This is a genomic window from Bacteroides sp. AM16-24, from assembly GCF_003471885.1.
In the GTDB taxonomy this organism is placed as follows: Bacteria; Bacteroidota; Bacteroidia; order Bacteroidales; family Bacteroidaceae; genus Bacteroides.
Genome location: NZ_QRKI01000005.1, coordinates 192,622 through 215,455, shown reverse-complemented (window position 1 = coordinate 215,455; position 22,834 = coordinate 192,622). Strand labels below are relative to the sequence as shown.

Annotated in this window: 20 protein-coding genes; 7 read left to right on the top strand and 13 right to left on the bottom strand. The window is 41.2% G+C overall.

The window, feature by feature from the left end; all coding sequences use genetic code 11:
- Positions 1-241: 241 nt before the first annotated feature.
- The 9 genes from arsB to DW182_RS08360 form a co-directional block, all read right to left on the bottom strand.
- Entirely contained in the window at positions 242-1,288 is a 1,047-nt protein-coding gene (gene arsB / locus DW182_RS08410) for an ACR3 family arsenite efflux transporter (RefSeq protein WP_115502908.1), read from the bottom strand.
- 12 nt (positions 1,289-1,300) lie between these two features.
- Complete coding sequence (locus DW182_RS08405; protein WP_115502907.1) at positions 1,301-1,729, bottom strand: arsenate reductase ArsC; 429 nt, start codon at positions 1,727-1,729, stop codon at positions 1,301-1,303.
- Positions 1,730-1,733: 4 nt separating this feature from the next.
- Entirely contained in the window at positions 1,734-3,446 is a 1,713-nt protein-coding gene (arsA, locus tag DW182_RS08400) for an arsenical pump-driving ATPase (protein WP_118295273.1), read from the bottom strand.
- A gap of 25 nt (positions 3,447-3,471) precedes the next feature.
- Positions 3,472-3,798: an arsenite efflux transporter metallochaperone ArsD gene (gene arsD / locus DW182_RS08395; protein ID WP_005655270.1), complete on the bottom strand. Its 327-nt coding sequence runs from the start codon at positions 3,796-3,798 to the stop codon at positions 3,472-3,474.
- A 34-nt stretch (positions 3,799-3,832) separates the two neighbouring features.
- Positions 3,833-4,540, bottom strand: coding sequence for an aromatic aminobenezylarsenical efflux permease ArsG family transporter (locus DW182_RS08390; RefSeq protein ID WP_074556332.1), 708 nt, complete (start codon positions 4,538-4,540; stop codon positions 3,833-3,835).
- A 1-nt stretch (position 4,541) separates the two neighbouring features.
- Positions 4,542-4,985: a nitrophenyl compound nitroreductase subunit ArsF family protein gene (locus DW182_RS08385; protein WP_007665414.1), complete on the bottom strand. Its 444-nt coding sequence runs from the start codon at positions 4,983-4,985 to the stop codon at positions 4,542-4,544.
- Between the two features lie 9 nt (positions 4,986-4,994).
- On the bottom strand, positions 4,995-5,228 hold the full coding sequence (locus tag DW182_RS08380; RefSeq protein ID WP_005800948.1) for a thioredoxin family protein: 234 nt from the start codon (positions 5,226-5,228) through the stop codon (positions 4,995-4,997).
- A 76-nt stretch (positions 5,229-5,304) separates the two neighbouring features.
- Positions 5,305-5,631, bottom strand: coding sequence for a helix-turn-helix transcriptional regulator (locus DW182_RS08375; RefSeq protein ID WP_007216081.1), 327 nt, complete (start codon positions 5,629-5,631; stop codon positions 5,305-5,307).
- Between the two features lie 610 nt (positions 5,632-6,241).
- The gene (locus DW182_RS08360) at positions 6,242-10,231 is read right to left on the bottom strand and encodes a two-component regulator propeller domain-containing protein (protein ID WP_118295271.1); all 3,990 of its coding nucleotides are present in this window, start codon (positions 10,229-10,231) and stop codon (positions 6,242-6,244) included.
- 265 nt (positions 10,232-10,496) lie between these two features.
- Here DW182_RS08360 and DW182_RS08355 point away from each other — a divergent pair, with 265 nt between their 5' ends.
- Both DW182_RS08355 and DW182_RS08350 read left to right on the top strand, forming a co-directional pair.
- Positions 10,497-11,225, top strand: coding sequence for a hypothetical protein (locus DW182_RS08355; RefSeq protein WP_233564112.1), 729 nt, complete (start codon positions 10,497-10,499; stop codon positions 11,223-11,225).
- Positions 11,226-11,502: 277 nt separating this feature from the next.
- The gene (locus DW182_RS08350) at positions 11,503-12,555 is read left to right on the top strand and encodes a class I fructose-bisphosphate aldolase (protein WP_117706981.1); all 1,053 of its coding nucleotides are present in this window, start codon (positions 11,503-11,505) and stop codon (positions 12,553-12,555) included.
- Between the two features lie 89 nt (positions 12,556-12,644).
- Here the strand turns inward: DW182_RS08350 and DW182_RS22460 are convergent, their stop codons facing one another.
- On the bottom strand, positions 12,645-12,728 hold the full coding sequence (locus tag DW182_RS22460; protein WP_233564114.1) for a hypothetical protein: 84 nt from the start codon (positions 12,726-12,728) through the stop codon (positions 12,645-12,647).
- Positions 12,729-13,165: 437 nt separating this feature from the next.
- On the opposite strand from DW182_RS22460, the gene DW182_RS08340 reads away from it, so the two are divergent.
- A complete protein-coding gene (locus DW182_RS08340; protein ID WP_007213298.1) occupies positions 13,166-14,170 on the top strand; it encodes a beta-ketoacyl-ACP synthase III in 1,005 nt (334 codons plus the stop codon).
- 210 nt (positions 14,171-14,380) lie between these two features.
- Entirely contained in the window at positions 14,381-15,883 is a 1,503-nt protein-coding gene (locus DW182_RS08335; RefSeq protein ID WP_118295270.1) for a glutamine synthetase family protein, read from the top strand.
- A gap of 131 nt (positions 15,884-16,014) precedes the next feature.
- Here the strand turns inward: DW182_RS08335 and DW182_RS08330 are convergent, their stop codons facing one another.
- Complete coding sequence (locus DW182_RS08330; RefSeq protein ID WP_118295269.1) at positions 16,015-17,628, bottom strand: serine hydrolase; 1,614 nt, start codon at positions 17,626-17,628, stop codon at positions 16,015-16,017.
- A gap of 323 nt (positions 17,629-17,951) precedes the next feature.
- Between DW182_RS08330 and DW182_RS08325 the strand changes: the two genes are divergently transcribed.
- Positions 17,952-19,454: a hypothetical protein gene (locus DW182_RS08325; protein ID WP_118295291.1), complete on the top strand. Its 1,503-nt coding sequence runs from the start codon at positions 17,952-17,954 to the stop codon at positions 19,452-19,454.
- Positions 19,455-19,522: 68 nt separating this feature from the next.
- Here DW182_RS08325 and DW182_RS08320 read toward each other — a convergent pair whose 3' ends face one another.
- The gene (locus tag DW182_RS08320) at positions 19,523-19,720 is read right to left on the bottom strand and encodes a hypothetical protein (protein WP_370449798.1); all 198 of its coding nucleotides are present in this window, start codon (positions 19,718-19,720) and stop codon (positions 19,523-19,525) included.
- A gap of 408 nt (positions 19,721-20,128) precedes the next feature.
- Between DW182_RS08320 and DW182_RS08315 the strand changes: the two genes are divergently transcribed.
- Positions 20,129-21,142, top strand: coding sequence for a site-specific integrase (locus tag DW182_RS08315; protein ID WP_118295268.1), 1,014 nt, complete (start codon positions 20,129-20,131; stop codon positions 21,140-21,142).
- Between the two features lie 351 nt (positions 21,143-21,493).
- Entirely contained in the window at positions 21,494-21,727 is a 234-nt protein-coding gene (locus DW182_RS08310; RefSeq protein WP_118308124.1) for a hypothetical protein, read from the top strand.
- 75 nt (positions 21,728-21,802) lie between these two features.
- Here the strand turns inward: DW182_RS08310 and DW182_RS08305 are convergent, their stop codons facing one another.
- Positions 21,803-22,705 carry an arginase family protein gene (locus DW182_RS08305; protein WP_370449799.1) on the bottom strand — a complete coding sequence of 301 codons (903 nt, stop codon included), beginning with the start codon at positions 22,703-22,705 and terminating at the stop codon, positions 21,803-21,805.
- Positions 22,706-22,834: the final 129 nt, after the last annotated feature.

The window sequence follows — 22,834 nt, the reverse complement described above, 5'->3', positions numbered from 1 at the left end:
AGGTGGCAGAGTGGTCGATTGCGGCGGTCTTGAAAACCGTTGTACTGCGAGGTACCCGGGGTTCGAATCCCTGTCTCTCCGCTGAACACTAAAGACAAATGGTGGAAAAGCTAAGACAAGTCCCGTAAAATCAAGGTTTTACGGGACTTTTTTATTTTGTCGCCAGACAAGAAAAAGACAAAAAAATAACGGTTGTCTTAATGCCGAAAAATGTATCTTTATTCTGACTTTTGCCCTATTACTATTTTGTAGCCGGAAACCAACTTCGTGTGTTATTGGCAATCCTTACTAACATCAACATCACCGGGACTTCTACCAATACACCCACTACCGTAGCTAAAGCGGCCCCGGATTGTAAACCGAAAAGGGAAATAGCTACAGCAACCGCCAATTCAAAGAAATTACTTGCCCCAATCATTCCGGCAGGTGCGGCAACATCATGGGGTAATTTCCACCATTTCGCCCAACCGTAAGCAACGAAGAATATCAGAACCGTTTGCAACACAAGCGGAACTGCAATCAATAAGATATGCAGAGGATTGTTCAGTATTGTTTCTCCCTGAAATGAAAACAGGATAATAAGCGTTAATAGCAACCCACCTACCGTATAATTATTAAATTTCTTAATAAATACGTTATTGAAATATTCCACACCTTTGCGGCGGATAACCATTATTCGGGTAATGACCCCGGCAGCAAGTGGTATCACAACAAACAGCCCTACGGATAGCAACAGAGTGTCCCACGGGATAGATACGCCGCCAACTCCCAGCAGGAAAGCAACGATAGGGGCAAACGCTACCAATATGATTAAATCGTTCACTGCCACTTGTACCAGTGTATAAGCGGCATCCCCTTTAGTAAGGTAACTCCACACGAACACCATAGCTGTACAAGGTGCAGCCCCCAATAATACCGCCCCGGCTAAATATTCTTCGGTTAATCCGGCAGGTATAAAGGCTTTGAAAACCACATAGAAGAATAAATAAGCTATTCCGAACATGGTAAACGGCTTTATCAGCCAATTGGTAACGCAAGTGACTATTATTCCTTTCGGACGCTTGCCGACATTCTTAACACTTTGAAAATCCACTTTTAGCATCATCGGATAAATCATTAACCAAATCAGGATTGCCACGGGTATAGACACGTTGGCATATTCAAATTTGCTTAATGTTTGCGGAATTGCCGGAAGCCATTGTCCCACAGCAATTCCAATAATGATGCACAAGGCAACCCAGATAGTCAGGTATTTTTCAAAAAATCCAATTCCTTGTTTCTTTTCCATAGCAACAACTATTTAGCTTAATTGTGGTTTTAATTCGTTCAGGTAGAAATCATAGAAGCGGGCTTTTATTTCATCCCGTACCCGATGAAATTCACTATTTATAAACTCCGATGTTCCGGTTGCTTCCGAGGGGTCGTCAAATCCTATATGCAGCCTGTTCCTTACTTCACCCGTAAATATCGGGCAGCTTTCATTTGCCCCACCACAGACCGTAATAACATAGTCCCATTCCTGCCCTATATATAGGTTTACACTTTTAGGGATATGGTGGGCTAAATCTATACCCATTTCATCCATAACCTTTACCGCCATCGGATTAACCTTTTCAGCAGGTTTTGTTCCTGCTGAAAAGACATCCAGTTTATTGTCAAATGATTGTAGAAAGCCATGTGCCATTTGGCTGCGGCAGCTATTCCCTGTACAAAGAATTAAAATCTTCATGTTTTTAGTTATTTTTCCAAGCTATCAGGGCAGCATTTCCCTTTGACAATTCTTCTACTTTCTTAATCCAAACCAATTCATTTTGCGCCTTTGCCCGCAAGAAAGAATTTTCGGTGTCAGTTAATGACAAACAAGCATTCACGACCCACCATTTATTATTAATCCCGGCACGTTGTAAATCCATTTGCAAACGTTCGGCTTCAAATACGGGTGTTGCTTCGGGCAGGGTCACAATAACGACTTCTGTTTCCTGCTGGTTTCTCAAACGTGGTAACAGCTTTCTTACGGAAGCGGGAGTGTCGCCATGTGTACGTTGTACTTCTTTATGGTAACTTTCCGTTGCATCCAGCAATAACAAAGTGTGTCCGGTAGGTGCGGTGTCAATTACTACGACTTCATTTTCTGCTTTATCGACAATTTCAGCAAAAGCCCGGAATACTGCAATTTCCTGCGTACACGGTGAACGTAAATCTTCCTCTATATATTCCATATCTTCGGCTGTCATTGTTTCCGCAGCTTTACTGCGAACCTCGTTTTTATAGGCTTCCAACACTTCCGCTTCGTCAATCCGGCTTACCGTAATGCCAGCCTGAACAGCAAGGTTATAATTCAGATGGTTTGCCGGGTCAGTGGTGGTAAGATGCACCTTTGCACCCAGTTTTGTTAATTTCAGGGCTATTTCAGTGGCTAAAGTGGTTTTTCCCACGCCGCCTTTTCCCATAGTAAAAACAACTCTTTTTCCTGATTGATAGAGGTCGTTTACCAGTTCATCCATCCCTTTGGCATCGGTAATCCGCTGATAGTTCGCATCATTTGTTAAATTATCATTGTAAAGCATCCGGCGGATATTCGCAATATTAGATAAATTGTATGACCGTAAAGGAACATAATAAGACGGATATTCCAGCAGTTCCGCAGGGGGCTGTTTCAGGGCATTTTGCTGCCTGTCATATATCTGTTTCGATACGTTATCGGCTTCATCTAATTGCAGCAAAAGCCCGTTGATTACCAATAGCTGGTTTTTAATTCCCAGTAATTGCAATTCATGTGAAGAACGGGCGGCTTCTTTTAATGGTGCGATTTCAGGACGGCTAACCAATACTAAGCGGGTTGCGTTTGCATCCGAAAGTGTTTCAACTGCCTGCTTATAGATACCTTTCCGTTCTTCCAAACCGGATAATTGACCTAAGCAAGATGCACCGTGCGTACTCTCACTAATAAATGTACTCCACGCTGATGGTAGTTGTAACATTCGTAACGTGTGTCCCGTGGGGGCTGTATCAAAGATAATATGGTCGTATTCTTTTGCTTTATCGGCATCCGTGATAAAATCGGAAAACTGGTTGAAAGCCGCAATTTCTACCGTACAAGAGCCTGAAAGTTGTTCTTCCATATTCTGAATTACACTTTCGGGCAGTTGTCCCCGGAAAGGAGCAATAACGCTTTCCCTGTATTCGGCTGCGGCTTGTTCCGGGTCGAGATTAACGACCGTTAAGCCGGGTACTTCTTGAATATCCGTGCCGTGTCCGTTCAGTGTTTGATTAAACACATCTTGCAGGTTTGAAGCCGGATCTGTACTGATAAGAAGTATTTTCTTTCCATTATCTGCCAAGCCTACCGCAGTAGCACAAGCAATCGAAGTTTTTCCTACACCGCCCTTTCCGGTGAAGAAAAGGTATTTCGTCAAATCTATATCTGATAAATTAAATGTTTTCATTTTTATATAATTAGCTGGTGAATACTCATTTTACTGGCATAAAATCCAAATTGATACCCGTCCATTCACTCATTTGTTTGGTGGTAGGATAGGTTTTTGAAACAGCGATTTCGCCGTCCACTAAAGTAATAGGCAGTGCATCCGCCCCATGTTTTTGCAGATGCTCGTTTACTGTTTTATTACTTACATACACTTGCGGTTCGTCACGTAAATTGTGACGGGTAACGATGATACCCTGTTTCTTCAATGTTTCAATAACAACCGCAATACGCATTAATTCAGGGTCAATATTTGTTCCACAAAGACCCGTAGGGCAACACATTGCCGGGTCGAAAATTTCTATCTTTTTCATACTGTTTTTATTTAAAATGATACTCTATGTTTATTTATAGATAAAAGACTATTGCATAATAAATTCCTACCGCAATAAAGAGGATGGCAACTATTTTACGAAACCATTTCTCGAATATTTGCATCCGGTTATAAAACTTACCCAGTCCGGCAACACTGTACGCTAAAATCCATGCAACAAGGATTACGGGTAATCCCGTAGCAATAGCGTAAATTACAGGTAAGAGATACCCGCCCGTTTCCGCTGCTGACAAAGGCATAAGCATACCGAAATAAAATACTCCACTGGTAGGACAAAAAGCAAGGGCGAATAAAATACCCAATAGCATAGCCCCCCAACCGCCTTTAGTCCTCTTTTTCAAACTTTCACCGCCGATATTGATTTTCGGTAGATTGAGTTTTATTATATCGAGCATAAATATTCCAATGATAATTAACGCCGGAGCAATCAGCATTTCCCCGTACTTGCTTACGGCTTTTTGAACCATAAACATACTTGCTCCCTCACGGAGAATAGGGATAAGGATAAAGCCAAGAACCGTATAGCTTACTATTCTGCCGAAAGTATAAAGCAATCCGTTTATAAATATCCGGTGATGGTTTTCTATGTCCTTACTAATAAATCCTATTGCCGTTATGTTGGTCGCTAACGGACACGGGCTGACCGCCGTTAAAATCCCCAATATAAAAGCTGTAATAGCAGGAATAGAACTGTTATCTAATAGCGATTGAAGAAAATCCATCTTACAACTGTTTTAACAATTCGTCAATCTTGCTTTTAATTCCCTCTTTAAACTTGTCCGGTGCATTTTTCGCATTGGAAAAACTAAATTCGGTCATGTTGTTTACATTCTCTTTGCCGTCTTTCCAGCCGTTTACAAACAAAGACGACCATGTAACTTCGTACTTGTCTGCAATCGCTTCATTTTCTTTCTTTGAAATATCTATCACTTTATAGATAATTTTACCGTCTGCTTTTTCTTTTGAATAAAGGCTATCCAAAAGGGCTACTGTATTTGTTTCTATCGCCCGGCAAGTGATACACCGTTGCGCTCCATGAAAATAAAGAACCTCTATGCGGTTAGACTGTATTTCTTCCGCTTGGTTTTCTCCGGTCTTTTTCTTTGAACCGTTACCACAGGAAACTAAGACCAGCGTTGCAATCAGTAGATAAAATAATTTTCTCATAGTTCATTTTTATTTGGTTATCAACTCTTTCACTTCTGCAAGGGATAACTTTTTCCCGGCTGATACGACTTTCTCGTCAATCACCAAAGCCGGAAGCCCTAAAATGTTATACTCCATGATTTTCAATAAATCTTCCTCTTTGATAAGGGTTGCATCGCAACCTAATTCTGAAATAGCTTGTTTGGTAGTTTCGTACAAGGCTTTACAGCTTGAACACCCAGTTCCTAATACTTTAATTTCCATTGTCATTCTACTTTAAAGTTAATATAATAATCGTAATTCGTAGAACTACGAACAATTATTTCAAAAAAAGGTGCTGCTATTCACAGCACGATGTACCTTTACATTTGCAGTCCCCTAAAAAAGCAGCAAATAAGTTTCGGGCAAGTTCCCAGTTTTCCCGATTTATACAATACCGGACTTTTGGCGTTTCTATTTCACCTTGAATTAAGCCAGCTTCTTTTAATTCTTTCAAATGCTGCGAAACGGTTGCTTTAGCAATAGGCAGTTCTTCGTGTATATCACCGAAGAAGCAACTATCTTGTTTTGCCAAAAAAGCAAGAATAGCCATCCGTGCCGGATGCCCCATTGCTTTGGCAAAACGAGCAATCTGTTCCTGCTCTGTTGTGTACTGTTTCTCTTTCACTTCAATTCTCCTTTCTTATTTGTTGTTCGCAAAACTACGAACAATATTTTAAATAGCCAAATTTTGCAGCATATTTTTTTCGGATAGGTGCAAGGTGCAAGTATATATCTATATATATAGCTTGCACCTAAGCTGAAACATTTATATTCAGAGATTTGCATAATAAAAAATGTGTTGTATCTTTGAACCCGTGAGATAGGCAGACAAACAGCGGACAAAGCCGGACAAATAAACCCTGCAAAAATCGTTACTGTTTCGTTACCTATTTGAACTTTTGGAAATTAAAAGACTGACTTGTAGGTGGTTAGGTGTTTGGGCTCAATACCCTGTCTCTCCGCTGGAAAGAATTGCAAAACAAAGAAAATCCCTGTAAATTAATACTTTACGGGGATTTTTTTGTGTATAGCATAAGTATATCAAAGCATTCTTAAAAAATGATCTTTGAGGAGTTTTTCATCAATGATACGAGCCCTATAATATATTGTATTAATTTTAATATTGAGTGTATGCTCTGAAATGTATTTTTTTAATATTTCAAGCAATGGATGAGTGATAAAGAACCTATTTTTTGTCAGTTGCTCAACGATTGAGTAACCAATTTTATTGACCATCAATTTTCTGACTTTTTATTAAATTTGCTTGGACTTACATTGTAATATTTCTTAAATACTTCTCGGAAGTATTTTGCATCCGAGAATCCAACCATGTCAGCAATCTCTGTTACCGTATGTTCGCCTTGTTTTAGCAATTGTGCGGCATGTTGCAAACGTATCATCCGGATATAATCAGCTGGAGCGTAACCGGTCAATGCCTTTAATTTGTTGAAGAAACTTGTACGGCTCATGTGATGCTGACTACTGAGTATGTCTACATTGAAGTCCGAATTTCCCATGTTATTCTCTATGCATTCCTTGACAGAGGCTATGAATTTCCAGTCCAAGGTATTGGTGCAATTGACTGGAAGAGTTTGTTCTCTATCTTCAATGCTGTTATAAACCTGACGGAGTAAAGTACGATTTGCAAGTATGTTTTTGACCGTTGCTTTGAGTATCCCTACACTGAAAGGTTTGGTGATGTAGGCATCCGCTCCGATTTCCAGTCCTTCGAGCATATTTTTTTCATCTCCCAGTGCAGTCAGCAAAATGACTGGAATATGAGATATTTCAAGATCACCTTTTATAGCTGAGCAGAGTTCGTCTCCGCCCATTTCGGGCATCATTATATCGGATATGACGAGATTTGGGTTAAACTCCCGTATTATGACAAGTGCCTCCTTTCCATTCGGGCAGGACTGGACATTATAACTCGTTTTGAACATATCAATAAGATAATTGCGCAAATCATCATTGTCTTCTACTATCAGGATACGTTGTAAAGAGCCGTTTACTTGGGATGTTTCCATGGATAACCCTGAAGTGCCATCAGGTACGATGGTCTCCGAACATTCATTCGGTGTCTTGGGGGAGATAAATTTTGCTTTATGTAGATGGCTGTTCCCTTTCGGGAAAGTAACCTGCACGCAAGTGCCTTCATGCTCAGTACTTTGAATCTGAATCCTGCCTTTATGTAACTTGACCAGTTTGTATACCAGCATCAGACCGATTCCGCTACCTGTCACTTTTAGGTTAATGACATTACTACCCCGGAAACAATTCCTGAACAGTTTCTTCTGTTCGCATGAGGGAATGCCGATTCCGGTATCTTTCACTTCGATGCTCCAGGAGTTTCCTTCCTCGCAGGCATAAATGTGTACGCTGCCACCTTCAGGTGTATACTTCAATGCATTTGACAGGATATTCTTCAGAATAGATCCCATCTTGTCACTGTCAAACCATACATTCAAATAGTCGAAATTGCTTTCGTAAACAAACCTGACATGTTTCATTTCGGCATATTTGCGGAAAGTAGCACAAACATTATCCATATAGGAATTCAATTCATATTCAGAAACATAAAGGGTGGAAGAGTAGACGTCTACCCGTTCGAAATTTATCAGGTTGGTCGCCAGCTGAAGCAATGCATTCACATTTTTAAGAGCCATATTTATATGCGGCAATGCCTGTTCCTTCACCATACGGTTTTCTATGACTTCTTCCAGCGGAGCTTTTATTAATGTAAGCGGAGTACGTATATCATGGGCTGTATTAATGAAGAATCGTGTTTTTTCATCCGAAACCTTCTTCTGTCTGTGCAGTATGATGATACGGAATATGATAACCATAACCAACACCAGTAGGATTGCATATCCAGCCATAGCCCATACACTGGCCCATGCCGGAGGCGTTATGACAATCTGAATGCTCCTTGTTTCATAGGTCTTGTACTTTTCTTCATTGGATATGGCACGAATCTGTAATGTATAACTGCCGGGAGGCAGATTTCTTACAACAATTCGATTGTCTAGGCTCGGACGGCTCCACTCTTTATGAAAACCGTCAATCTTCCATGAATAAAGAATGTTGGAAGGATAATCATAATTAATGGAAGCTACATCAAGAGAAAAGGAGTTTTGTCCGTAGGCCAGTTCCAGTCGGTCGGTCTCGTCAATATCCTTTTCCAGCGGAGAACCGTCATCGCCCGGATAAACGGGATGATAGGCTATCATAAAATCGCGTAGTAATAGACGTGAGTAATGCGGTTCCGGTATTTGTATGTCTATCGGAAATCTGACAGCCCCGTCATTTCCACCAAAAACAAGTGTATTTTTGCTATAGGTTGTGGCAGAGCCGGTATTGAAATTGACACTCATCAATCCTTGTTCCCGCGTCCAATTGCGGAAGGAGTGCTCTCTAGGTGAATAAATAGTAATTCCGTTTTCCGTACCCATAAGGAGACTCTCGTCCTGACGCGGAAGAATAGTATAGATATTGTCGGAAATCAGCGCACAATTGTCTGTACGGTACTGATGGATGAACTTCTTTTTATTAATGTCATATACAAGCAAGCCAGCTCCACGGGTACCGATATATAGAATGCCGTCGTTTCTCTGGTACAGAGCGCATATATAGGGAGATTCAATGGGCAGGTCAACATACTGATAAACTCCCGATTCCTTGTCAAGCTGGTAGAGCCCCATTCTTGTACCAATCCACATCTGCCGGGTGTCCTTCTCCTGAATGGTAGTGATGGAGTTTACTCCCGGATATAGACGCACACTTTTTGTCTCAAGATTGATGCGCTTCAAATGATGATATCCGCCGGGCCAGATATCACCGCTTGAATCTTTCTTAATGTCAAATATATATTGGTCAGGACGTACTCCTGCAATAGCAGCAGGAGAAAGATGGCTAATCTTAAATCCTTTCCTCTTTTCTATCTTGCAAATGCCTGACATAAAACCGCCGGCCCATATCACTCCGGGAGAGGCTTCACACAGTGCCAAAAAGATGTGATTCTCATCATCCGGTACCGGATCAAAGGAACTGAGGAACGAGCGCCATTCTTTTGTATCGGTCTGATAAAGACTGATACCGTTGCTGGTTGCAAACCAGAGGTCACCGTCACTGTCTTCCAGTACATCATGAACCTGATCGTTCACCAGTGAAAGACTGTTGCCAAGGGAATGCCTTATCAGGTCGTAACTTCCATAGCGGTTGTTACGGACGGTAATACCGGTAGGATAATTGGCAAGCCAGATGCGTTCCTCCTCATCCACATAAATATCATTGATATTGTTTCCGTTCATCCCGTTATAACTATTATAATCAGCTGTTATATAGGGCTCACTCATGCATGTATTCATATCCAGTTTATATACACCTTTCCCACCCGTGGCTACTAGAAGTTCATGGGCATTCAAAGCAACGATCCGGTTTATCTCTACATTGTTGGGTGATTGACAAGGGATGACTTTTCCTGTTTTCCCCACGTCATATATAAGTATTCCCTCTTTATAGTTTCCCACAAACAGTTGTTTTGAAACAGCATGGTAGTAGAGTTCATGTACTGATGTGCCGATACCTTCCATCATTTTATCAGGCATTATATTCAGTTTTCCCTTTTCTATCCTGGCATGAAACAGGCCACTTCCTGTACCGATAAAGAAATGGTTGTCATCCGTCTGTTCAATGGCAGTTATTTCACCGTTGACTGGTGTCGGCATATGCAAAGTCGTTCCGGTACGGATATCATACCATGTAATACTATCTTTATAACATAGCCAGATGCGGTCGCTCTTGTCCAAATAACCGTAATTTAGAAATGCCTGTGGTTTATTTCTGATCAGTTCCGGATGTACGTAGGCCAGTTTGAATTTATCATGCTGTGAATCATATCTGAAAATACGACCTTTCTGACCGATTACCCATAATATATTCCCGCTGTCCATATAGAGCCAGTTCAAAGCAATTCGTGAGTCCAGCTTTATACTGTCGTCTGAAAAATTGTAATGCTTGATATATTTTCCGTCATAGCGGTCTACCCCTTCCTGGGTTAGGAACCACATATATCCCCTTCGGTCTTTTTGGATATAATATATTTTCTGGTTGCTCAGGCCGTTTTCCAGTCCTATGTATTTATAAACCTGGCACCTGCTTACGGAGCTACTGATGAAAAGGACAGTAAAAAGAAAAATTCGTCTAATGTTTAAAGATATTTTCATATTTCTCGCAAAAGATTCAAAAAATACATCTGCAAAATTATAAAATATTAGTTAAATATCCACCAGAATGAATGAATTTTGTTTCATTAGCAGTCTAATAACATTTGCGTTTCGGAAAGTTTAGCAACAAGAAACAGGCGATTCGTCTATTTCTATTCTTTTATCTGAATAAAAAAACTTATATTTGTCATTACAAACAGGCAATATCATTACCCAAACAGGGATCTAAAAACTTATTTCAAATATTTTTTTATCGAAACTGATTATGAAAACAATTCATCTTGTGGTGGGAATCGTATTGACATTGATGTGTATCCTCTTTATGGGATTCCGGGAGATAGGCCGTTATCCGGATAAAATCTGGCTCCATCGTTGTAATTCGATGGAGAAGTTATATGAGAAGCATCTGATTTATCCGAATATAGAAGTCGATCTCATTTTCCGTGAGAATCGGAAATTTGATGTAACGCATGATGCTGATACCAGCTTCAATCTGAGTTTGGCATCTTATTTTTCTTTTATGAAAAAGGAAAAAGGTAAAATGTGGCTGGATATAAAGAATCTGACTTCTGAGAATAGAATAACGGCACTTTTAAGTTTGAATAAGTTAATGGAATATTTTCAGATAAAGAAAGAACGGTTGATTATAGAAGGGCAAAATTGGAAAGCTTTGGAAGTCTTTACTCAAAATGGTTACTATACTTCATATTATATACCTTATGATGATCCGGATGATTTAAGTAGAAAAGAACAGAAGTGCTTTATTAAGGGCTTGCAGGAAATTGTAGATAGAAAGGTTGTGAGTGCTTTGTCCTTTCCCGGATGTTGGTATACTGAGATAAAAGAAAGTTTGAATCGTTCTATAGATCTATTAACTTGGGAACATCGTAGCAGTCAGTTACAACTTTTGTTGTCTTCCGTAGGACGCGAGATGCTCTTCGATCCGCAGTTAAAGGTGATACTGGTAAAAGATAAAGGAAAATATCACCGATAATTCATACTATGCCTATGGCTTTCCCGGAAAAACTAATCAAGAAGCTTATCAATCTGTTTCATAGACACATTTTGTTCCTCGTCGGAACGTATCCGCAATGAGAGGCTAATCCTTCATAAATGCCATCCGAAAGGTAGAATCACGCTAATACTTATAGATGAAGTTCTGGGTCTGTAACTTGCTCTGAGAGAAGCAATCGTTTTTCGGCTTCGCGATAAAACAATCGACAAAGAAAACTGTTTATTTAGTATGATTCTAAATTAAAAACGGATATATTATGAGTAAAACAGTTGATTTGTTGGGACAACAGGCAGAATATTACCTGAACCATACGTGTAAGACAATAGATAAGAAATTAATTCATGTTCCTGGACCTGATGTGATTGATAAAATCTGGGTGGATTCTGATAGAAATGTGCGTACCCTTAATAGCTTACAGGCTTTGTACGGGCATGGACGTTTGGCGAATACCGGGTATGTATCCATTCTGCCGGTCGACCAGGATATAGAACATACAGCCGGAGCATCATTCGCTCCTAATCCAATCTATTTTGATCCTGAAAATATAGTGAAACTGGCAATCGAAGGAGGTTGCAATGCAGTTGCATCCACATTTGGTATATTAGGGGCTGTTGCCCGTAAATATGCCCATAAAATACCTTTCGTTGTAAAACTGAACCATAATGAACTGCTTACTTATCCAAACTCTTACGATCAGGTGATGTTTGGAACCGTAAAAGAAGCATGGAATATGGGTGCGGTAGCTGTTGGTGCTACTATCTATTTCGGTTCGGAGCAAAGTCGTCGTCAGATTATTGAGATATCACAAGCTTTTGAATATGCTCATGAGTTGGGTATGGCAACTATTCTCTGGTGTTATCTCAGAAACAATGATTTTAAGAAGGATGGCACAGATTTTCATGCGGCAGCCGACCTTACCGGACAGGCCAACCACATCGGAGTGACTATCAAGGCTGATATTGTAAAGCAAAAACTTCCTTCCAATAATGGCGGATTCACAGCTATTCACTTTGGTAAAACGGATGAAAGAATGTACTCTGAACTCGCAACTTCACATCCTATCGACCTTTGCCGCTACCAGGTTGCTAATGGATATATGGGGCGTGTCGGTTTGATTAATTCCGGCGGTGAATCTCATGGGGAATCGGATTTGCGTGATGCTGTTGTTACGGCGGTTATTAATAAACGTGCCGGTGGAATGGGATTGATCAGCGGACGGAAAGCATTCCAAAAGCCAATGGAAGAGGGCATTCAATTATTGAATACCATTCAGGATGTTTATTTGGATTCTTCAATAACGATTGCATAAAATATTTAATCAGTATAGAAGATAAAAGTCTTCTATACTGATTATTTTAATGTAAAAGTGAATTTCTGAGCTGTTGCCAGAATCGGAGTTTATATCCAGTTAACCTTGAGTATATTTTCCATCCATGGTAACCGTATGAGTTTGTATAACCAGGGAGTGCTATCTAATAATATATCGTATGCATGTCCTTCTACCTTTATTTTTATACGCGATACCCGCTATACTTGTTAATTTCTTCAACAGCATGAGAGTTTTACCCTCAGCTTCTTTAATGAAAAATATCGCAATGTTCTGCGTATATGCGGTACAATGTCAGGAAGGAATACGGATCTGACCGAACCTTATAAATCAAAAATCATAGAAGAAGCTTATAAAAACGAACCTTCCAAACATCAAATGTTTATCTCAGAAATCGTCAATATTTGGATTAAGAAATAATATTCAACGAAATTTTGGTCAATTATTCCTTTTCATTGGTAAAAGACCAAAGCGTTTTTGGCCAATTCTTGGAATTCATAGTCTTTTCTGTATATTTGCGCCCGCATTTTCTTAAGTATCACTTATATATAATTGTCCCTATAATCAGAATTAACTAAACGAGGCAGAGCTTATGGAGAAAATAAACGCAGTAATTACGGGAGTCGGAGGATATGTGCCCGATTATATCCTAACCAATGATGAGATTTCTAAAATGGTCGATACCACCGATGAATGGATTATGGGGCGTATAGGCATAAAGGAAAGGCGTATTCTGCATGAAGAGGGACTGGGAACTTCGTATATGGCCCGCAAAGCTGCCAAACAGTTAATGCAACGTACGAATTCTCAACCGGATGAAATAGATCTGGTGATTGTCGCTACTACCACTCCTGACTATCGTTTACCTTCTACAGCTTCCATCTTGTGTGAGCGACTGGGATTGAAACGTGCTTTTGCTTTCGATGTACAGGCAGTTTGCAGCGGTTTTCTGTATGCGCTGGAGACGGGAGCTAACTTTATTCGTTCGGGAAACTACAAGAAGATTATCGTGGTAGGGGCTGAGAAAATGTCTTCAATCATAGATTATACCGATCGTGCTACTTGCCCTATTTTCGGTGATGGTGCGGCAGCCTTCATGCTGGAACCTACTACGGAAGATTTAGGTGTAATGGATTCAGTATTGAGAACGGATGGTAAAGGGCTACCTTTCCTACATATTAAAGCGGGTGGTTCTGTATGTACTCCTTCCTATTATACGCTAGATAATCACATGCATTACATTTATCAGGAAGGGCGTACGGTTTTCAAATATGCCGTAGCTAATATGGCTAATGCTTGTGAAGCTGTCATTGAAAGAAACCATTTAAGTAAAGATGATATTGACTGGGTAATTCCCCACCAGGCCAACCAGCGCATTATCACTGCTGTAACGCAACGCTTGGAGATTCCAACCGAGAAAGTGATGGTTAACATCGAGCGTTATGGTAATACGAGTGCTGCCACACTTCCGCTTTGTATCTGGGATTTTGAAGATAAGCTAAAGAAAGGCGATAACCTCATCTTTACAGCGTTTGGGGCAGGGTTTGCCTGGGGTGCTATTTATGTAAAGTGGGGATATGACGGAAAAAAGGAATAGTAGCCTGGGTTACTATTTCCTATAACTTTTCTTATTATAACAACCCGAATATACAAATAGTTTATCCTATCACCTTTTGCCAAGCCTTCATTTTATTTCTTTTTTTGAGTATCATATATATTGAAGTTATTATAAAATATTATCTTTGTGGGGAATCATTGCATGACAACACATTGTTAACCATACAATAACTTAAAAAACAACCAACGTATGAATCAGGAACTATCGATGAGCGCCAACCAACTGGTGGCTGCTCTTCAAAAACCGGCTTCCGAATTTACGAAAGCAGACATTATTTCTTATATCAAGGAGAACGATATCCGCATGGTGAACTTCATGTATCCCGCAGCAGACGGGCGACTGAAAACATTGAATTTTGTCATTAACGATGCTGCTTACCTTGATGCCATACTGACTTGCGGTGAGCGTGTGGACGGGTCAAGCCTTTTCCCGTTTATCGAAGCGGGCAGTAGCGACTTGTATGTAGTGCCGCGTTTTTGTACAGCCTTTATCGATCCTTTTGCTGAAACTACAACACTTTCCATGCTGTGCTCTTACTTCAATAAAGATGGAGAACTTCTGGAAAGTTCACCGGAATATACGTTGCGTAAAGCTTGCAAAGCCTTTACTGATGTAACCGGAATGGAATTCCAGGCTATGGGCGAATTGGAATATTATGTGATATCAGAAGATAGTGGACTGTTCCCTGCCACTGACCAACGTGGCTATCATGAATCTGCTCCTTATGCTAAGTTCAATGATTTCCGTACCGACTGTATGCTGTATATTGCAAAGGCGGGCGGACAGATCAAATACGGGCATTCCGAGGTAGGTAACTTCACGCTTGACGGTAAAATCTATGAGCAGAATGAAATTGAATTCCTGCCGGTACGTGCGGACCTGGCTGCCGATCAGTTGATGATTGCGAAATGGGTTATCCGTAATCTGGCTTATCAATACGGGTATGACATTACGTTTGCTCCGAAAATTACAGCCGGAAAGGCCGGTTCAGGATTGCATATCCATATGCGTATTATGAAAGACGGTCAAAACCAGATGTTGAAAGATGGTGTACTTTCTGAAACTGCCCGTAAGGCTATTGCGGGAATGATGGAGCTTGCACCTTCCATTACAGCTTTCGGTAATACGAATCCTACTTCTTATTTCCGTTTGGTGCCGCATCAGGAAGCTCCGACAAATATTTGCTGGGGTGATCGTAACCGTTCTGTATTGGTACGTGTTCCGCTGGGATGGTCGGCAAAGACAGATATGTGTATGCTGGCTAATCCGTTGGAAGCTCCCAGCCACTATGATACTACACAGAAACAAACTGTGGAAATGCGCTCTCCGGACGGTTCTGCCGATTTGTACCAACTGATAGCCGGATTGGCCGTAGCATGTCGTCATGGTTTTGAAATTGAAAATGCTTTGGAGATTGCAGAAAAGACCTATGTGAATGTGAATATTCATAAGAAGGAAAATGAAGATAAGCTGAAACAATTGGCTCAACTCCCTGATAGCTGTGCCGCTTCTGCCGATTGCTTGGAAAAACAGCGTGCTATTTTCGAAGAGTATCATGTATTTAGTCCTGCAATGGTTGATGGAATTATCAGTAAATTGCGTTCCTATGAAGATCGTACCTTGCGTAGTGAGGTACGTGACAATCAGGAGGAAATGCTAAAACTGGTTAATAAGTATTTCCATTGCGGATAAAGCATAATTTGTAGATAAAGAGTTAGGGTAGTGCCTTTAGTATTACCCATAATAAAGTAGAGCGGGGATGTATCTAAAAAGATAGTCCCCGCTCCGTTTTTTATATAGAGTTTTTGTGTTTTTGTTTTTACTTAATATATACTTGCCGATTGAATAACTATCTTTTCTAACAGCTCCTGCATTTTCCCTATAACCGGTTTTTTATCAAGACCGTATTCTGCACCCATCACTCTCATTTGCGGGAAAGTAGCCCATACACTACCGTTCTTGTCTTCCCAGACAGATATCTTCAGTGGTAATTCAATGGAGATGCTGGGATTTTCCTGCATTAATTGGGTTCCTACCTTGGGTGAACCGAAAACGATAACTTGGTTCGGACGAAGTTCAAGACCTACCTCTTCAGCATTTTTGCCATGGTCGAATTTGGCGAATACAGGTATCCCCATAGCTTTCAGAGTCTGTTCGATGCGGGCCATTGTTTCTGCTACGCTGAATTGGCTTTCGTAGGTATAGAACAGGTTATCATTGGCACCTGTTCCCATCTTGTTGCTATCGAAGGCAGCAGCAATTTTGCGTCCCAGGTTTGTCAGGTCAACTCCTTCTTTGTTGGCAAGCAGAGTTACGCATACCAACTCTGATGCATCCGTAAAGCGGCTCAGAAAAGCTGAATGTCCCGATACGCTTCCTTTTATATCCATCAGACCTTTGTGGTTGTAGAACTGCCAGCCGGCTATTGCAGGAACCATCTTTCCATTTGCCAGTTTTGTAGGCTTATAGATCATGTCCCGGTTTCCCGGTTTAGCTATCAGTACACCTCCGGCAAGGCCGATGTCCCAATGGCTGACATTTTCGGCAGAAGCCCATATATCAGAAAAACCTTTCATTGAGGAGGAGCTGATAGCAGGGGCGACAACTAATTTACCATCCTTTTCTATATATCCTGTAGCCGTCTCTGACGGGTTGATGTAGTCTTTATCTTTCTTGAAAATCTGGTGTACATTGGCAGTCGTTGTAACATCTTCTTGTTTTACTCTGGCTAAATCTTCTCCGAAATAGGTCTGTTGCAGACCGAGGTAATCTATCTGATACTTCTTCACGAAGTTGTGATACGACATCTTGCTTACTTTCTCAATAATAGAAGTCAGCAACAGAAAGTTTGTAGCACTCTGCTTTACATCTGTACCCGGTTCAAAAGCCAGTGGAATAGTTTCTATCGTTTTTATCAGTTGTTCGGGTTGGTAATCTGCGGATACGCTAAAATCCTTTTGCGAACGGTAGTCGGCAATGCCCGAACTATGTTGCATCAGCTGGAGGATACTGATCTTTTTCCAGTTCTCCGGAATATCCTTGAGGTACTTTCCAATAGCATCGTTCAGGTCCAGTTTGTCTTTCTCATATAGCTGCATGATGGCTACTGCTGTGAAGCCTTGCGAAATAGGACCGATGGGCCAGAGTGTTTTTGCTGCTGCCAGATTTCCTTTTTCGAAATCTGTTACTCCGTAGCCCACTACACGCGGGATGTAAGGTGCCTGTACAATGGCGAGGGTCATACCTGGTATGCCCTGTTCTTCCATAAACTCGTAAATCATTTGATCGATAGCTTTTCCCTGATAGGCTACATGCACATTGCCTCTGCCTTCCTGCGGCAGTTGATTTTCATACTTCTTCATAATTGTTCCTCCGTCTTGTGCTAAAATCGTTCCCGAAATCAGCAGACCTGCTAATGTTATTAATTTCTGTTTCATATTATTTTCCGTTAGAGTTTTATTCTTGTTTTCTGATGTTGCAAAGGTAGGCGGTTCCGTTGGGGTGGGGGATAACGATATCACACGTATAGTTTGCAATTATTCCCGATTTCAGTGAATCGCTGCTTTTTCATGAAAGAATACTGGTTCAGGCAAAACAATATCCCTAAAAGGGTTTGCTTTTCCAGTTGATTTTAATAGATTTGTTGTTTATTCAATAAATTGATTATAAAACAGGGCTTTATGACATCAGATCTTCTGCCTTGATACGGAAGAGGTTGAATAAATGCACAAAACAATTACTGAACCATAAAGAATACACCATGTCCGAAATTGCGAACTATTTCCTTTATAGAAATGCCGAAGGCGAAACCGGATTATCCGCTAACAGTATTGACGATCTGAATCTGGATGACCTGTTTGCCGAAATAGATTATTGTCATTCCAGCATAGGCAGACAGTACTTGTATTATCTTCTGCTATCGGATAAAACCTCCGGTATGGAAAAGCAGGAAGCACTTCTGTCTTCATTGGCAACTCATGCGGAATTGCGTACTCTTTTAAGCAATGCACTGAAGGAACTGGATAAACCGGATGCTTATTCCATCGTATCCATTCTGGAAAATGATAATACAGGGATTGGTGCCAAGGAGATGGCTCTTATTAATGTCTGCCGGTTTCTGCCTTTGCTGTTTCTGGCTCTGATGCTGCTCACTCATTCGGGAGTGTTTCTTACTTTATTTGTTTTTTCATTTGTGGCGAATGCAGTGTTGCACTATCGTAATAAGGCGAAAATCCAGAGATACTTTTTCTCCATACCTCAACTTCTGAAAATGATAAGACAGGCGGGAAAGCTGGCGCAGAACAAGGAGTTTGTCTCTGTAGATCCTTCTATCACGAATGACCTGAAGGCTGTAGAGGGGCTGAAGAAGTATATCTCTTATTTCCGTTTCAACCTCAGTCTGGATAACGACATGGCTATTATGTTTTATATGGTAGCGGAATTAATCCGGGTATTCTTTCTCCACGAAGCGTATGCGGTAGGCAGAACTTTTCATCTGTTGAAGGAGAAGGCGACGGCTATTCACAATGTTTACCGCTTCATAGGTTTTCTGGATTCCATTTGGTCTGTTGCCATCTTGAGGGAGGAGCTACCTTATTATTGTCTGCCGGGAGATAACAGGGCAGGGGAGCGATTGCGTACACAGGCTGTGTATCATCCTCTGATAGAAAACTGTATTCCGAACGATATGGTACTACATGAGAAATCGGCATTGATAACCGGTTCGAATATGGCAGGTAAGACCTGTTTCATGCGTACGATAGGAGTGAATCTGTTGGCAGCGAAAGCACTTCATACCTGTTTCGCAGAAGTCTTTGAGATAAATACCGGAATTTCTCTTCTATCTTCCATCCACCAGGGAGATAACTTGATGGAGAATAAGAGTTACTTTATGCAGGAAGTGACGACTATCAAGAATTTCGTAGATGAAAGCGGTCATGGGAATTATCTCTTCCTGCTTGATGAATTGTTCAGAGGAACCAATACCAAGGAGCGGATAGCGATTTCAAAAGCTGTGCTTTCCTGGCTGGTGAAAAGTGATAATGTGGTATTTGTATCTACGCACGATCTAGAACTGGCCGATATGCTGGAAGATGAATACGAATTATACTATTTCAGCGAGTCGGTGAAAGATGGTATCCTGTCTTTCGATTACAAGTTGAAACGCGGAATTGCGACCGAGCATAATGCAATTAAGATATTGGAGATTTGCGATTATCCGGCTTCATTGGTGAGTGAGGCTCATTCAATCACAAATATATAATGAAAAACAGAGAGAGTGTAGGTATGATCCTCCGCCTTCCTCTGTTTTTGCAATAATGAACAGATTGATTACTTCTTAGCTTCATCAGCCATAGAGTGCACTTTGCCTTTGATGTCATTGGCTTTTTCAGCAATGACAGACGTTTCATTGGCTACTCTGTCAGCGACTTTTTCTCCGGCATACAATGCCTTTTCTTTAGCAGATTCAATCAGGCATTCGGTATGTCCTTCAATTCTGTGCAGGGCATCGAATACTTCTGCTTTCATTTTTTTTGCTCTTGCACTGCGGGCAAAGCCATAAGCCAGTGCTCCAAAGATTGAACCTATTCCAAGGCCAATCAAAAAGTGAGAATCTTTACATGTCATAATTAAACAGGTTTAATGGTTAAAAACTAAATTAATGTTCTATTTTGGTCAGAGAACAGAGTGTACAAGGCATTAGTTCAACGGGGAGGGAAAGAATTACTACTATTTCACAATTTATGAGAATCAGGGGTTGAATTAACTCTTTCTTTTCCGTGATAAATCAAATTCAATACCTGATTCGTATAATTTATAAATATTCTCTTGTCGGATTCCTTTAGCTTTATCTTTGGCGCTCATAAACATTACTACTGCACGTACGTTCTGTGGTACAAGCAGTTTTTTGAATCATGTAATTAAAATCAATGCTTTATGAATGTAGAAAGAAAAAATGCGAAAGATGACTTACGGCTCTACATGCCGGAAGTTATCGGGATGCTGAAGCGGGAAGGAAAGTTCCCGGCAATGCATGTTTATGCTTGCACGCTGCGTTCCTATGAGAAGTTTTGTGCAGAGGAAAGATATCCGAAAAACACCACTGCTTCCCTGTCCATGCAGGAGATTTTCACCCCGGAGAGGCTGAAAGAGTATGAGGACTGGTTGGCTGGACAACAGTCCAGTCCGAACACGATCTCCACTTACATGCGTACGCTGCAGGCGGTGTACAATCGCTGGATGTCACCGGGCATAGAGGGGTACAATCCGGTGCTGTTCAAGGATGTTTATACGAAAGTGGAGTCGCGTACCAAGCGGGCGCTAACGGCCGAGCAGATGGAGCAACTCAGGAATACGGACTTTAGTGTGCTGACACTGCGTCAACAGCAAGTGCTTACCTACTTCCTGCTGATGTTCATGTTGCGCGGTATGCCGTTCATCGACCTGGCACACTTGCGGAAGTCGGATTTGAGAAATAGGCGCATCACTTACCGTCGGCACAAGACGGGGAAACTGATGGTGGTGGATGTGCCGCCCGATGCGATGAGGCTGTTGCAGAAGTACAGGGACAAGACGGATTCAGAGTATCTGTTCCCGTTGCTGCATGGTGGCTTGTTCATGGAGGAACATCACCACCGTTATCAAGAAACATTACGGCATTTCAACCGGGAGTTGGCGCGGTTGATGAAGCAGTTATTGCCCGGTGTTTCCGTAAGTTCATACACCGCAAGGCATACATGGGCTACACTTGCTTATCATAATGGTGTACCTGTGGGACTGATAAGCCAGTCGTTGGGGCACTCGTCCATTCGGGTGACGATGACTTATCTGAAACCGTTTGATGCGGAGGTGATAGACAGAATAAACAGGCAAGTGATTTCCTTGGTGAAGAAAAGTAAAAAGAGGAAAGATGGCAGATTTAATATGCTGTATGGTACTTCGTTGAGGTGAAATTACTTGCATAGTAACGGCAAATAGCAGCTACAAAGTTGCGTCTTTTTTGACAGAAAAGCAAACAAACCCTAACAAAATATGAATAAATCTTATATCGAACAGCAAAAATAATATCAAAATTAGTCCCTGATACATATAGTTTCCGATTTTTTACCCCAGCAGGCAAAAGGAATCGTGTTTCCGCTTTATCCTTTGAAAGTGGAATGCTTCTTTACGTACCTTATTATCAGGAAAACTTCTTTTTACCATAAAATGATACCGTCTGAAAACGCCTTTCCGGTCTGCATCAAATGGTAGTTTGCCGTTACTATGCAAGTAATTCCAACAAACGCATTAATTATACTGTTTATGAAGAATATAGAACTTTCCATCAAAAGAGGAGACCGTGTGTGGGTGAAGGTTTATAATGAACGAAATGGTTCATTCACTTCGCGTATGGCGGAGGTTATATCTATATTGCAAATGTATGTTTCCGGGGCAGACGTACCGTATGTAGCATTGCGTTATCTGGACGACCGCAGCTATGGATGCATTCCTTATGAACAAGTCACTGAAGTATGCGATGAATCTTTTTCTGAATAGCAGACCATTTGACCGATACCGGTTCTATCTGTTTGAACCCATACAAATATAGAGATTATTTGTATGGGCTTTTTCTTACTCTTTTAATAAAGGTAAGCGGTTCAGCATGTTTCTGATTTTGATTGCAATGCGGGGCATGGGCTCGGCTACGGTCAGGCCGACTAAATCATACTTGGCGGCTATATCATTAATCACTCGTATCACTTCCACGGTCTTCATCCCGTCAGGTTCAACGCCTACGCCTGCAATCATGTCGGCAGGGTCTATCACGTCCAGGTCGAAGTGGATGACGACTTTGGAAACTCCTATTCCTTTCAGCCACTCCATGATGGTGGTACTATTCTCCGCCACGTATTTGGGAGCCAGACCTTTTATGCCTAATTCCTTTTGCCTTGCTTGCATACCTTCGTCCCACGAACGTAAACCTACAATCAATGCTTTGGACACATCGAATTTACCGGGTAACATATTGATAATCTCTTCATCACCCATACCCAGACAGGCTGTGAGGGCCATTGCGTGATAACCTTTGTATGCATCGTAAGGCAGGTTGATGTCAGGATGTGCATCTATCCAGACTACGGCTATATCGTCAGGATATTTAGCCGCCAGGTAAGTGAACGGGACAACGCTCACCGAGCATTCCCCGCCGAGGGTGATAATCCGGTCCGGATTGTTTTCATTAAGAATATCGAGCGCTGCTTTGCTTTGTTTTACGATGACATTGCGGGCGCTGATGCCTTTCTCTATGGCCCGGTCGTTTATGTCCAGTGAAACCGGAACTTCCACAGTCTTCTGGTTGCTTTCGGGAGCCAGCAGGTTTAAGAGTTGGGCACCTAAATAATAGCCTCTGGAAGAGTCTTCCGCAGGAATATCAGGCATCCAGTGATCTATAATTCCACCTTGCCATTGCGGGTAAATCAGGCGGAGAGGAGTCGTTTCATTCTTCATATCTTTATTGTTTTTTTGTGCATACATTGAAGTGGCTCCAATGATTAATGCGATGGATACTAAAAAGCTTCTCATTTTTTTAGGTACAAAAATAGGAAGCCCTTCGGTTTTATACAAGTACGGCTAAATTATTCATATAGTGATAAATTTATCCCT

Coding starts and splice junctions, on each gene's coding strand:
- arsB (WP_115502908.1), bottom strand. CDS start 1,288: ATGGAAAAGAAACAAGGAATTGGATTTTTTGAAAAATACCTGACTATC.
- DW182_RS08405 (WP_115502907.1), bottom strand. CDS start 1,729: ATGAAGATTTTAATTCTTTGTACAGGGAATAGCTGCCGCAGCCAAATG.
- arsA (WP_118295273.1), bottom strand. CDS start 3,446: ATGAAAACATTTAATTTATCAGATATAGATTTGACGAAATACCTTTTC.
- arsD (WP_005655270.1), bottom strand. CDS start 3,798: ATGAAAAAGATAGAAATTTTCGACCCGGCAATGTGTTGCCCTACGGGT.
- DW182_RS08390 (WP_074556332.1), bottom strand. CDS start 4,540: ATGGATTTTCTTCAATCGCTATTAGATAACAGTTCTATTCCTGCTATT.
- DW182_RS08385 (WP_007665414.1), bottom strand. CDS start 4,985: ATGAGAAAATTATTTTATCTACTGATTGCAACGCTGGTCTTAGTTTCC.
- DW182_RS08380 (WP_005800948.1), bottom strand. CDS start 5,228: ATGGAAATTAAAGTATTAGGAACTGGGTGTTCAAGCTGTAAAGCCTTG.
- DW182_RS08360 (WP_118295271.1), bottom strand. CDS start 10,231: ATGAAAATATCTTTAAACATTAGACGAATTTTTCTTTTTACTGTCCTT.
- DW182_RS08355 (WP_233564112.1), top strand. CDS start 10,497: ATGAAAACAATTCATCTTGTGGTGGGAATCGTATTGACATTGATGTGT.
- DW182_RS08350 (WP_117706981.1), top strand. CDS start 11,503: ATGAGTAAAACAGTTGATTTGTTGGGACAACAGGCAGAATATTACCTG.
- DW182_RS08340 (WP_007213298.1), top strand. CDS start 13,166: ATGGAGAAAATAAACGCAGTAATTACGGGAGTCGGAGGATATGTGCCC.
- DW182_RS08335 (WP_118295270.1), top strand. CDS start 14,381: ATGAATCAGGAACTATCGATGAGCGCCAACCAACTGGTGGCTGCTCTT.
- DW182_RS08330 (WP_118295269.1), bottom strand. CDS start 17,628: ATGAAACAGAAATTAATAACATTAGCAGGTCTGCTGATTTCGGGAACG.
- DW182_RS08325 (WP_118295291.1), top strand. CDS start 17,952: ATGTCCGAAATTGCGAACTATTTCCTTTATAGAAATGCCGAAGGCGAA.
- DW182_RS08320 (WP_370449798.1), bottom strand. CDS start 19,720: ATGAAAGCAGAAGTATTCGATGCCCTGCACAGAATTGAAGGACATACC.
- DW182_RS08315 (WP_118295268.1), top strand. CDS start 20,129: ATGAATGTAGAAAGAAAAAATGCGAAAGATGACTTACGGCTCTACATG.
- DW182_RS08310 (WP_118308124.1), top strand. CDS start 21,494: ATGAAGAATATAGAACTTTCCATCAAAAGAGGAGACCGTGTGTGGGTG.
- DW182_RS08305 (WP_370449799.1), bottom strand. CDS start 22,705: ATGTATGCACAAAAAAACAATAAAGATATGAAGAATGAAACGACTCCT.